The following is a 12,597-nucleotide window of genomic DNA, read 5'->3' as shown; positions in this document are numbered from 1 at the left end:
AACTTAATGCCCTGTTGAATTTGAAAATAAGTTAATCACGACCACACCAGAAACAATCAGTGCAATACCGATCATTGCTGCGAAATCTAGACTTTGTCGGAAAACAAAGTAACCAATCAGAGCGGTTAAAACAATACCAACACCCGCCCAAATCGCATAAGCAATACCCAATGGAATCACTTTAATCACTTGAGACAATAAATAAAATGCCAACGAAAATAAAACTACTACCGCCAGTGAAGGCAATAGCTTGGTAAAACCTTCCGACTTTACCAAAAAAGTCGAACCAATCACTTCAGAAATAATTGCCATCGCCAGCAAAGCATAAGCCATTAATATAGGATTCATCAGAAACTCAACAATAAACATACCGTTCGGTCGGTATGTTATTAAAATAGCAAAAACTAAACAAGGCTTTCTGCATACTTTTTTATTTTGTTTCAGTCGGCCTTGAGGCTTGCTTTATAAAATCAATAGTTCGATCAAAGGTGATCTGACTCGCTTGTTTGCTCATCATGAACTGATATTCATGCACCAAAAACTCCTTAGAGTCTGGATAAAAAGCCTCCGTGACTGCAACCTGATGCTGTTTCAACACCTCGACGAAAGGTAAAGACTGGCTCTTGGTTAAAAAGTCTTTATTTCCCCCACTAATAAATACAGGTGGATACTGTGGCGTAATATGCTCACTGGTTGAAATTGACTTTAAAAAAGCTGCATCCTCTTTACGCTCTCCTGTATACGCTTGAACCAAGTTATAAACGCCCCATTCAATGAACCTGAGTTCCTCAGGAGCGGTGTTCACAAAGCGATATAAGTCATAAATACCACAATGCAAAATTAGCCCTTTAAGCTGTTTCGGCTGAATGCTCGGCTTAAAATTGGATGCTTGAGCAAATGCGGGATTCGTCAAAAGTGCAGCATAATGACTGGCAATATTGGCTCCAGCAGAGTCTCCTGCTAGATACAGCTGGTTCGGGTTAATATGATACTGAGCAGCATTCAATTGTAAGAAATTCAGTGCATGATCGACTTGCTGTAACTGAGTGGGATAAATAGCCTCAGGTGCAAACTGATACTCTACCGAGACCACGTTAAAGCCTTGATTGGCCAAAAGTTTGAAATAACCTCGCGCATGCTCTTTTGACCCCGAAACCCACCCGCCGCCATGAATCCAAACCACCGTGGGCACTGTGTTTAATTGCTCAATATTTTGGGGTTGATAGATGTCAACATTCAGCTCAGGACTAGCTTGATATGGAATATTATTATGTACGATGACATCGGGAGGAGCAAAACGATCCAGCATTTTCATTTGAATACTGGTTGCTGTGTTAAATGTACCCGCAATCAGTTTGGTGTTCTTTTCTACACTTTGACACGCGCTCAATAGCACAATCATGAAAACAGTACTAAGTACTTTTATTATTGATTGAAAAATCATACTGTTCGGCTCTCCCCTTTTTTCAAATGATTCTAATACAATCTCTATCACACCGCATGATTAAACAGGTCTCATTTCAGCCTCATTTAAACACTAGAAGCACCTTTTAGAGAATATTGCTTTAAATCTGAAACTTGAGTTTTTCACTCAAGATTTTGGAGACGTAAATCGGCTTTTTTTTGAATTATTTTCTTTAAATTTCATGAATTTTCAATTTTTAGCCCGATCAAAATTGAACATTTAATGGCAGTGTGTTATCAATAAATCAAGAACTAAATCTTATACAAAAGGAGTCCCTCTGATGGCTTACCAACATATTTTAGTCCCTGTTGACGGTTCACAAATTTCTTTTTCTGCGGTTAAACAAGCGGCTGAAATTGCCAAAGTTTTTGGCAGTCAACTCACATTGATTAGCTTAGTTGCTGAAGACCCTCTCAAAGATGCTGATTTTTACTATACTTCTCCAATCATGAAAGACTATTTCATACAAGCCTACAACAATGCTGAGAAAGCCCTTCAGGATGCTGTTCAAATTGCACAAGAACAAGGTATAACAGCACAGTCTAAAATCATCAAAGGTGAAGTCTCTGAAGATGCTGTGGTCGAAGCAGCCGCTTCACTAAAAAATGACTTGATTGTGATGGGTTCACATGGCCGTAAAGGCTTTCAAAAATTCCTATTAGGCAGCTTTGCTCAAGATGTTCTCAAGTCTACTGAGCTCCCAGTTCTCATTGTTAAAGCTTAATCAACTATAACGCGTCTTTATATGAATTGATTTCGCATGTACTGCAAAATAATCCGCATAAAGATGCACCATTAAGGAGAAGATAATGAGCTACAAACACATTTTGGTTGCCGTCGATGAATCCCCGATGTCTTATGCTGCTGTTGAACAAGCACTTGAGTTGGCCAAAGATTTAAATAGTCGTGTAACACTCATGAGCGTGATTGCAGTCGATCCATTTGTCGGAGTCGACTTTTATAAAGTTGCACCAGCCATCACCGACTATTTCCTACATGCTGAAAAAGTCGCTCAAGACCGTTTAGCCGAAGTAAAGCTCTCATTTGACCGCGATGAAATTGAGGTGGATACCAAAGTGATTCGCGGCATCTCTCCTTCTGAAGGTATTATTCATGTGGCCGATGAAGTCGGTGCAGACCTAATTTTGATGGGCTCACATGGCCGTACAGGTTTTAAAAAGATGATGTTAGGTAGTGTGGCGCAGAATGTTCTCACACAGTCTCCGATACCTGTGCTGATCGTAAAAGTTTAATGTCTATAAAAATCCCTCGAAACCGAGGGATTTTTATGTATCTATTCGGCAAAATGCAGAACTTACGTCATTAGTTTTTAATTTGAATCGCGCGTGCCATTACATCTTCAGGCACTTGATCTGTAAATACCACCGCTAAGGCTTTGTCATTTTTAGGCATTTTCTCTGTATTATTAGCTTCTAATACAGCGTTAATATCCTCTGGTGTAAAGCTGTACATTGCACCTGTCGCTGGATCTACCGCCAGTAAGCCAATCAGTCCGCCAAAAATAATATTACCAAAATACCAACCACTGATTGTGCCTTTGACAGCCACCGTTTTCGGCGTAAACCCATCTTTACTAAAAGTAATTTGGTATTCTTCTGGTTTGAAATAACCAGCACCTTTTTTCAAGCTTACTGTTGTAGGTGTTTGCCCAACATGTACACTTTGTCCTGCACGGTTTTTAATTTCAATTTTGGCTGAATCTGGAACACTGGTAAACGTTAGCGTTTGAGTCGACCCCTTAATAATACTCGCACAACCTGTCATCAGCACTGTTGCAGAAATCATAGAGGCCGCTAATAATTTATTCATTTTTATTACTCTTTTAAAGAAATCTGGCGAAATGTAACAGAAAGCCAATAAATTATGAAGAAAATATGTAGAAGAAACATTTAATTGATCATTTTTTGTGACTAAGTTATCCAAATTCCTCCTTAAATTGTTTTCCGTCAGAAAAAATTCAAGTAAATAAATACTTTATCTCGCTACATTTATTCAGTGACTGTATTTTTAATTTTAATGAAATCAATAAAAAGGCTATTTCCCATTACTGAAAAATAGCCTGAAAATGCTTAAAATTTAGAAAACTTTTTATCAAATACTTAACATACTACTTAAAGTCTCACTGACATTTTTAGATTTCACTTGTGGTTTTAAAGCCTCAAGCTTTGCTTTCACTTCGCTACGCTGTGGCTCTGCCAATGTGTACCAACGAGACAAAACTTGAAGTAAACGAGAACCAACAATTGGGTTTTTCTCATCTAAATATTTTGCCAGCCCAATAAAATGATCCACACCAAAACTCCATGTGTTCACTGGGTTTGCATTTAAGCCGCCACTCACTGAACGAATGCGGTTCGGTACGCCCAAATCATAATCGGCATGTGAAGTGAGATATTGAATGGTTTCCGTCGTAGCACAAGGATGTGCCGCTTGAAGTGTGAACCACTGATCTAGTGACAAAGCCTCATCTTTAAACCGTATGTAAAAATCACGTAAAGCTGCTTCTGCTTGCGGTGCATCATTCCACACCAAGACACGTAATGCGCCTAAACGTTCAGACATATTGCCTGTAGCTTCGTATTGCTGATACGCCAGCTCAAAAGCACTTTCATCACCTTGGCGTGCCATCATACTAAGCATGATGTTTTTTAGCGCACGGACTCCCATGGCTTGTGAGAACTCTTTTTGCAAATCTGGGTCTAAAGCCAAATAAGTGTCTTTACAGAACTCACCTAACTCACGTGCCAGTTTTTCAATTAAAGCATTACGTTGTTCTTGAATCTTCGCTGGTTCGTAGTCGGTGTCGATGCGACTACCTAAATAACCTTCACTTGGCACATCAAATAAACGTGATGCCAAGAGTGGATCTTGTTCAACGAGATCTGACAGTGTGTTTTTAATAGCTTGAATATAAATATGCGCATCATGACCATTGAGTAAAATACGCTCAAGCAGTGTTTGCGTTGCTTGCCATTGGTTAAAACCATTGGTTTCGTATTGAATCAGGAACGCCAACTCTTCATCGGTATAGTTAAATTCTAAGTTGACGGGCGCAGAAAAATTACGCAGTAATGACACGACAGGTTTCGTGCTTAAACCACTAAACACAATGCTGGCTTGGTCTTGGTCAAAAAGATACACACCGTCTTTGACGGTATTTTCAAATAAACTGTCTGAGTTTAAAACCAATTGCTCACCTGTTGCAGCATCGAACAGTGCTAAAGCGACAGGAATTGGAACAGCTTTTAGGTTCGGATACTTAGGATGTGCTTTTAAACTTTGCTTAAAGTTTAAAGTATAGGTTTGCGCAGCAGCATCATAATGACCTTCCGCTTCTAACTTTGGTGTACCAGGTTGGTTATACCATGTTAAGAAATTGGATAAATCTACGCCTGAACCTGCGGTTAAAGCGGCTACCCAGTCTTCAACGGTCACAGCTTGACCATCATGGCGTTCAAAGTACTCATCAGTTCCTTTACGGAATTTTTCTTTGCCCAATAAGGTAGCCATCATGCGGTTAATTTCCGCACCTTTTTCGTAGACCGTTGCAGTATAAAAGTTATTGATTTCCACAAAATGATCAGGACGCGGTGGATGAGACAATGGGCCTGAATCTTCTGGGAACTGATGCGCTTTGAGTACCGCAACGTCATCAATACGTTGAACCGCAGCAGACTGCAAATCTTCTGAGAAAGATTGATCACGGAAAACCGTTAAGCCTTCTTTTAAACACAATTGGAACCAATCACGGCAAGTAATGCGGTTACCTGTCCAGTTATGGAAATACTCATGGGCAATGACCGACTGTACACGCATAATCGCGGCATCTGTCGTATATTCTTCATCCGCCAAAACACATGACGTATTAAAGATGTTTAGACCTTTATTTTCCATCGCACCCATGTTAAACGCACTGGTAGCCACAATCATATAGTTGTCTAAATCATAGGGACGACCATAGTGTTCTTCATCCCAACGCATTGAATGCTTTAAGGCTTCCATTGCAATATGACATTTCGGAATATCTTTTTCTTCAGCATAAATTTCCAAAGCCACATCACGGCCTTCAGAGGTCACATAACGATCTTTTAGAACAGCCAAATCACCAATCACACAAGCAAACAAATACGCTGGTTTTTTGGTTGGATCTTGCCAAATGGTATAGTGACGACCTTCGCCCGCCTCGCCCGCTTCAATCAAGTTACCATTGGCAAGGAGCACTGGATATTTTTTGTCAGCTTCTACACGTGTGGTAAAGACTGAAAGGACATCAGGACGGTCTGGGTAAAAGGTAATTTTACGGAATCCTTCAGGCTCATTTTGGGTAACAAACAAATCTGATGCGGCTTGGTATAAACCTTCAAGTTGTGTATTTGACTCAGGATGAATGATCACCGATGTCTCAAGCTTGATCTGATTTGGTGCATTACGAATCACCAACTGCTCAGTATCAAGCACATATTGCTCTTGGCTGAGTTGCTGGCCATTCAGGACTACACTTTTCAACTCTAAATCACGACCAAGTAAAACCAAATCACCGTCGGTTTGGCGCGTCAGTTCCAGTACAGCATCAACTTGGCTATGCTCATCATAGACTTGAATATCGAGGTGAATGCTATCTACTAAAAAAGATGGTTTTTGATAGTCTTTTAAATAGACGGTTTGATCTGCTTCAATAATTGGATTTGCCGCAATATTCATGTCATGTCCTAATGCTATTGGTCTACAGCTTTATATTGTGTATGTTTTGATCATACGACAAGTTTGCCATGCTGTCTGTGTATGTTGAATGATATTTATATGGGCACGTTGAACAAGCTTTTCAATTCTATTGTTCCTATCCCGCGCATATGACTGCACCAAGTGAATAATAAACAAACAACTCCTCACATCGTGCCGTGCTTGTCTAGCAATATTTGCACCAGCCTTTAGACTTGCACAGTGCCATTAGCTCTCTACCATTCAAACGCTGAGAAACTTAAAGACATCGATAAGATATAAAGCCAGCTCTTTTCAAATATCTAACTTAATTTTCAAATCGGCTACATTTTGTGCACAGTTTTTGCTTGTATCTAAATATGCATAGCGCATGATAAAACTTAAGCAAAACAAATAGAGGTGTGAGATGTACTTAAAAGACCATATCGTCCGCGTCGAAAATATAAAAATGCTGCAAGCCATGCATGCTGCAAAAATTGATCATAAAGTCATTGCCCTGTTCATGAGCTGTGAAGGGATGCCTTTACAAGCACACGATGTCAGCAGCATTTTAAATCACTACGACACACTAGGGAGTAAAAAGTTGCCAAGCAGAAAAGTTCAAGCCATGATTCAAGCTAAAAAATTAGGTATGGAAGATGACTCTCTACCTTGCCCCGTTTAAATTCTACTAGTCCAAAAAATACGGTGCATGCCGTATTTTTTTTGCCCTATATTCGCCACTGCGTTGCTTCATCCGTCTAGCGTTTACAAAGCACCTCTGCTTGTTCAATTACACTGCAATTTACAACGCCTTTCTGAAATTTTAGCGTGTATAATTTGAGAAAATCCTGAGTCTCAAATTCATCTTATGTCGCTTCAAATTTTGCACAAACAACTTGATGAAAGCACGCCTTGTCCACTTTGTCAGGCGGCCATGTTTTGGGTGGATGCTGAACAATACGACAAAGAAATTAACTTTCATGAATGTAGCCACTGCCAACATCGTGTTTTTAGCAATTCAAATCTAAATTGCCACTGCGACAGTTGCTTAGCGCAGCGCAAAAAAATATTGAAAGAAACTCGTCAGCAAGAACAACGTAAAACCAAAACCAAGGACATTTATGAGTTTGAACTGGGCCAGCTCAGTTTTATGCATAAATTATTTTTATTGGCCCTGTTAGATGACTACGCACAAGAACATACACAACATCAAGAGTTTATTGATTGGGAACAGATCAAATATTTTAGTATTACCCCCAATTATCTATTTCAAAATAGTCTCGTCAAACAACTGGTAAAAGAACAAATCCTCGTTGCCAAAGATTTTGCCAGTGAAGCCCATCAGTACTATATTAATGTGCGTTTGGACGGCTATTCTGAACCCAGCCTATTTAGTGTTACGCAGCAGTTACGTTATTGGTTTTATGAAAATCTTAGCCTTGGTGTGCCTTTTAAGACCGCGGATGAAGTCAAAAATGCCTTGTACCAATTGCTCTATCAGGAAATTATCCAATTTATGCAGTTTTACTGTCGTACTTGGGGCATTCAAATTGCAGGAAATAACAGTTTCCAAGTGTTTTGTTATCGTTTACTCGATGTACTCGCGGTCGGACAAATTTATTATTTAATCCAAACTGCATTGGAGTATTTATATGAACGTAAAGCCTTACAACCCAGAAATGAAAACTTTATTAACACCAACTTGTTGAAAAAAACTTTACAACAATACCGTGAACGCAGTGTGGCTGAAAAATGGGAAACTTCAACGCTGCCTCGACCGCATAACCTACCATTCAGCAAAATGAGCGAAGTTTTATTTTTCCGCTTTTTAGGCTATGACGAAGCCATTTTCTTTCAGCCTGTCTCTCGTTCATGGCAAAAAATTGAACCACGTTTGAGTTTCTACTCACAAAAACGCTGTATGTACTGCGGTTCAAATGAGCTCACCGTAGATTATGATGCCGACCAATATGTGACTTTATTTTGTCGCAAATGTAAGCATCAAGACCACTATTTCACCAAATAAGGGCATCCACTATGACCCAGCTTTTAGACCTGTCCTTGCTTAACACAAAACAATCGATTCAAGACCAAACCGATGTCTTGGTGGCATATGTTGCTGAAGCTTGGACTGCCCTGCAAACGCAACAACCTTTGGTACAATGTATCACCAACAGTGTGGCTGCCAACTATGCAGCCAATGTTTTATTGGCTGCAGGCGCCTCACCTGCCATGATTGATAATCCCTTTGAAGCTGAAAGTTTCACACGCATTAGTGCAGCGCTCAGTATTAATCTAGGTACGCCAACCTCTGAACAAATGCAAGCCATGCAAATCTCGGCACAAACCGCGCAGCAGCAAAACATTCCGTGGGTATTAGACCCTGTGGGATATGGGCCGTTTTTAAAGTGGCGCTCTGAAATGGTGGATCAGCTATTGGCTTTTCAACCCACGGTTATTCGTGGAAATGCATCTGAAATCAGCACACTTGCGGGAAACCAGATCGAAACCAAAGGCGTTGATAGTACTGCAAGCAGTGCTGATGTTTACCATCAAGCAAAAACACTTTTAGCGCAGGCTGAAGTCATTGCCATTTCTGGTGAGTCTGACTATATTCTCTCCAAACAACTTGATGCTGTAATCCAAGTCAATGGTGGTTCACATTTACAACCCAAAGTTACTGCTACAGGTTGTGCCCTTGGTGCATTAATTGCAGCCTATAGCGCAGTCACCAATCCTGTCATTGCAGCGCTGTCTGCGCATGTCCACTTTGCCATTGCTGGGCAGCTTGCATATGCCCGAAGCCAAAGCACAGGAAGTTTTAATGTAGCGTTTATAGATCACATTCATCAAATGAAAGCTGAAACCATTTATAAATATGCGGATATACAGCTTATCCGTACCTCAGCCTAAATAAAGTATGGCGAGAGTTTCTGCTTAGGTAACTTCTCGCCCTAAAAGCACATTCATCGCCGCTTCTAGCAGAGTCAACAGATCTAATTTACAGATACACATTAAACCCATACCAATAAAATAATCAGGCGTATGTTGCATATAAAAGTTGATATGACGACTGGCTCGATTTCGAAGCCGAATCAATTGTTCAGGCGTGGTCTGCGGCAGTACACAAGGATGCACAAACACATCCTCACTGCGCTGTTGCACATTCACATGACGGTTTTGCATTAGATCAAGAACCTGTAAGTAATCCTTAGGCATTGGCACTTCTGCACGCGGATAAAAGCGTTTTGAACGTGAAGTAAACAGCCGATATACTTTTGGCTGCATCAAACTCGAAACAAACCATAACTGACGCGTGGGATATTTTAAACGATAACCCAAGGTCACTCGAATTGCGGATAAAAGTGTTCTGTTTTGATTTCGGTAATCAGGTAAAAAAGCTGCACGCGAGCTAAGAATATATAAAGGTTGATGCGCTGTCTTAAGCTTCAATATAGCAATAATATTTTGCCCAACTATTTTTCCGCGATGATAAAAACGAATAATTGGTAATGCCACTACATCAGGGTTATATACTAATTGATGTAGTTCTTCTTGGATTGCATTTGGGAAAATTTGTCGATCAAAAGTTTCAAGCTCTTCAAATAGAACTTGTTTTTTCTCTACTGAAAGCTTTTTAAAATCAACGACCTTTTCCATAAGTTGCATGAAGTATTTCCGTTCTTATTTTGATCACTTGTTTTACTGCTATAGTCTAAATGCAATGCTTTGATAACCATAGGGATAGAAACAAGCTGTCTTCACCAAACAGGTAATTTCAAGTACGAAATACGACAGCCCAATTGCAGGCATAGAATAACTGCTTTTTATTTAAGTGCATAGCGCTTGTTTTATAAGCAGAAAAATGCCAGCACGAAGCTGACATTTTTCTCACAATCTATTATTGCAATGATTAAGCAGTACGATAAGTAATATTTACTGTCTTAATTCGATTTGAATCCAACTCAAGCACTTCAAAGTGAACACCACGGTAGTCCAGTTGAGTTCCAATGTGTACATCACCGTGGGTTTTATCTAAGATTAAACCAGCAACACTAATATAGCCCGCATCTTCTTCAACCAAATCGATCATCCCAAGTTCCAGTTCAAGCTGATATAAATCCAGCATGCCTGTCGCCTTCCACGTCTGATCATCAATCTTCACCAAATCAAGTTGCTCATCGGCATCGGGAAATTCTCCAGCAATCGCTTCAAATACGTCAAGCGGTGAAACAAGGCCCTGCACATTACCAAACTCATCACTCACCAAAACCAGTGAACCTTTAGACGTTCTTAGCGTATTAATCGCATCAATGACTTTCATTTTTTCAAAAATGTAAATTGGACGATGACGTTTGATCAGGTCTTTCAATTGCTCTTCATCATCTAAGACATCAAGCAATTCTTTGGCGCGCGCAATACTGATCACTTTATCCAAACTACCGCGGCACACTGGAAATAAACTGTGCGGTACAGACAATACCTGTTCACGAATTTTCTCAGGTGAATCATCAAGATTGACCCACGAAATTTGACTACGCGGTGTCATGATCGACGCGACTGAACGTTCAGCCAACGTCAATACACCGCCAATCATATAACGTTCTTCATCCGCAAAAGTTTCTTGCGCTTGAAGCTGATCAGGGTCTTCAGCTTGGAGCTTGCCACCCATGAGTTTTAAAATAGAATCCGCAGTACGATGACGCAGAGGAATTTTCGCTTCATGTTTTGCCGCATTGCGCTCACCAAATTGGTTAAAGGCTTCAATTGCAATGGCAACACCAATACCCGAATAGATATAACCTTTAGGAATGTGGAAGCCAAAACCTTCCGCAATCAGGCTGATACCAATCAACAGTAAGAAGCTTAAACACAAGATGACCACAGTCGGATGACGGTTTACAAAAGTCATTAATGGTTTCGACGCCAACAGCATGACCACCATTGCAACGACCATAGCCACCATCATCACATTAATGTTGTCGACCATACCAATCGCGGTAATCACCGAATCTAGTGAGAACACCGCATCAAGGATCACAATCTGTGCCACAACTGCGGTGAAACCTGCGTAGACCACATTGGTGGTCAGCTTAACTTCTGGCTTACCTTCAATTTTTTCATGCAATTCGGTAACGGCTTTATACACTAGGAATAAGCCACCAAATAAAAGAATCAAATCTCGCCCAGAGAATGTCCAATCCAATACAGTAATCAGCGGTCGAGTCAATGTAACTAACCAAGTGATGATAAACAGCAAGCCCAGACGCATTAAAAGTGCAAGCGACAGACCAATGACACGCGCTTTATCGCGTTGCTCAGGGGGAAGTTTTTCAGCCAAAATGGCAATAAAGACTAGGTTATCAATACCTAAAACAATTTCTAATATAATAAGCGTAAGTAAACTTACCCATATTCCCGGATCTAATAAAAATTCCATTATTTTATTACCCCAGAATTATGTTTCTGTTTTAAAAGCATAGACCTGCACGGCGACGGATCCATATTTGTGACCTGTTCAACTAAAGATGAAATAATTATGCCTGAGATGTTTGGCTTGTAATAATTTTTTTATGGTTTTTAACAAAATTTTAATATTCGACCACTTATTATGCAAAAAATACATAAAAATATCGAAATCTCTGTTCGAAATTTTGTCACTTAATGCCAATTGTCGCATTCTCTAAAGATTAGACGCGGCGGTCATTTTTTAGTTTTTCTAATTAAAACCATCTCAAATAAAAACCAAATAATTGTTTTTATTTAATTATTTATTTTAATAATAGTTAAAAAATATCAATTCACTACATTTATGATTTCCAAGAATGACACTTTTTGTTAAAAACACTAGTTCACAAATCCATTTTTTTCACTAAAATGAAACACGACCAGCATTGTTGTAAAAGTGGTCAATTACCCAAACCAAGGATGCGCGGATTGACAATCCGATCAAAGTAATCGAAGACAGGATTCATCGCTATGAACAATGAAAAAGCATTGACCTTCAATAAGACGTCAAAAATGCTTGCCAATACTAGCTATGAAGGCGCATATCTGCATTTAGACTCCTCATTTGATCAGCATCAAGTTAAAGTTGTGGTTTCGCATAATAACCAAAAGTTTGAAATGCACTTGCCTATCGTTCTACAGGACGGTGTTCCCATGGCTAAACTCTCTTTAGATTCTCACCAGAATGCTGAAGTCGAAGATGAAGTTGTACAATTTGCTCAAAGTATTGTGAGCTTCCATCAAGATAAAGACGGCTATACCCTGTCTCTTCTAAACAACCACGCTTAACTTTTCTTGATTACTGGCCAAGGCTTTCTTTTAACAGATTTCCTTTATGATGAGAAATCCAGTAATTTTGTATTGATAAGTGTATGAGTGTTCACATAAAATGTGTTCAAATG

12 protein-coding genes are annotated in these 12,597 nt (G+C 39.7%); 6 read left to right on the top strand and 6 right to left on the bottom strand.

Annotated elements, in window-relative coordinates; translation table 11 throughout:
- Nucleotides 1-3: 3 nt before the first annotated feature.
- Together AC4CU2_RS07455 and AC4CU2_RS07450 are read right to left on the bottom strand one after the other, a co-directional pair.
- Nucleotides 4-348 (bottom strand): DMT family transporter, encoded by a 345-nt coding sequence (locus AC4CU2_RS07455; RefSeq protein ID WP_005401176.1) that lies wholly within the window; start codon nucleotides 346-348, stop codon nucleotides 4-6.
- Between the two features lie 82 nt (nucleotides 349-430).
- Nucleotides 431-1,444: an alpha/beta hydrolase gene (locus AC4CU2_RS07450; protein WP_195728016.1), complete on the bottom strand. Its 1,014-nt coding sequence runs from the start codon at nucleotides 1,442-1,444 to the stop codon at nucleotides 431-433.
- Nucleotides 1,445-1,745: 301 nt separating this feature from the next.
- Here AC4CU2_RS07450 and AC4CU2_RS07445 point away from each other — a divergent pair, with 301 nt between their 5' ends.
- Together AC4CU2_RS07445 and AC4CU2_RS07440 are read left to right on the top strand one after the other, a co-directional pair.
- Nucleotides 1,746-2,189: a universal stress protein gene (locus tag AC4CU2_RS07445; RefSeq protein WP_058869721.1), complete on the top strand. Its 444-nt coding sequence runs from the start codon at nucleotides 1,746-1,748 to the stop codon at nucleotides 2,187-2,189.
- Between the two features lie 85 nt (nucleotides 2,190-2,274).
- On the top strand, nucleotides 2,275-2,718 hold the full coding sequence (locus AC4CU2_RS07440) for a universal stress protein (protein ID WP_004696899.1): 444 nt from the start codon (nucleotides 2,275-2,277) through the stop codon (nucleotides 2,716-2,718).
- A gap of 70 nt (nucleotides 2,719-2,788) precedes the next feature.
- Here AC4CU2_RS07440 and AC4CU2_RS07435 read toward each other — a convergent pair whose 3' ends face one another.
- Nucleotides 2,789-3,295: a peptidase associated/transthyretin-like domain-containing protein gene (locus AC4CU2_RS07435; RefSeq protein ID WP_279678206.1), complete on the bottom strand. Its 507-nt coding sequence runs from the start codon at nucleotides 3,293-3,295 to the stop codon at nucleotides 2,789-2,791.
- Between the two features lie 282 nt (nucleotides 3,296-3,577).
- Nucleotides 3,578-6,187 (bottom strand): aminopeptidase N, encoded by a 2,610-nt coding sequence (gene pepN / locus AC4CU2_RS07430; RefSeq protein ID WP_490768550.1) that lies wholly within the window; start codon nucleotides 6,185-6,187, stop codon nucleotides 3,578-3,580.
- Between the two features lie 424 nt (nucleotides 6,188-6,611).
- Here pepN and AC4CU2_RS07425 point away from each other — a divergent pair, with 424 nt between their 5' ends.
- The 3 genes from AC4CU2_RS07425 to thiM all read left to right on the top strand — a co-directional run bounded on the left by AC4CU2_RS07425 (nucleotide 6,612) and on the right by thiM (nucleotide 9,100).
- On the top strand, nucleotides 6,612-6,869 hold the full coding sequence (locus tag AC4CU2_RS07425; protein WP_279665947.1) for a hypothetical protein: 258 nt from the start codon (nucleotides 6,612-6,614) through the stop codon (nucleotides 6,867-6,869).
- A 186-nt stretch (nucleotides 6,870-7,055) separates the two neighbouring features.
- Nucleotides 7,056-8,213, top strand: coding sequence for a hypothetical protein (locus AC4CU2_RS07420; RefSeq protein ID WP_017397110.1), 1,158 nt, complete (start codon nucleotides 7,056-7,058; stop codon nucleotides 8,211-8,213).
- 11 nt (nucleotides 8,214-8,224) lie between these two features.
- Nucleotides 8,225-9,100 carry a hydroxyethylthiazole kinase gene (gene thiM, locus AC4CU2_RS07415; RefSeq protein WP_279698343.1) on the top strand — a complete coding sequence of 292 codons (876 nt, stop codon included), beginning with the start codon at nucleotides 8,225-8,227 and terminating at the stop codon, nucleotides 9,098-9,100.
- A 24-nt stretch (nucleotides 9,101-9,124) separates the two neighbouring features.
- Here the strand turns inward: thiM and AC4CU2_RS07410 are convergent, their stop codons facing one another.
- Together AC4CU2_RS07410 and AC4CU2_RS07405 are read right to left on the bottom strand one after the other, a co-directional pair.
- Nucleotides 9,125-9,856, bottom strand: a complete 732-nt coding sequence (locus AC4CU2_RS07410) for a hypothetical protein (RefSeq protein WP_279698342.1) — start codon at nucleotides 9,854-9,856, stop codon at nucleotides 9,125-9,127.
- Between the two features lie 244 nt (nucleotides 9,857-10,100).
- Nucleotides 10,101-11,627: a TerC family protein gene (locus tag AC4CU2_RS07405; RefSeq protein ID WP_058869725.1), complete on the bottom strand. Its 1,527-nt coding sequence runs from the start codon at nucleotides 11,625-11,627 to the stop codon at nucleotides 10,101-10,103.
- 539 nt (nucleotides 11,628-12,166) lie between these two features.
- Here AC4CU2_RS07405 and AC4CU2_RS07400 point away from each other — a divergent pair.
- Complete coding sequence (locus AC4CU2_RS07400) at nucleotides 12,167-12,484, top strand: hypothetical protein (RefSeq protein WP_004696886.1); 318 nt, start codon at nucleotides 12,167-12,169, stop codon at nucleotides 12,482-12,484.
- Nucleotides 12,485-12,597 lie beyond the last annotated feature (113 nt).

Source organism: Acinetobacter sp. 797_lipA (genome assembly GCF_058243025.1).
This window is presented reverse-complemented; position numbering and strand designations above follow the sequence as displayed.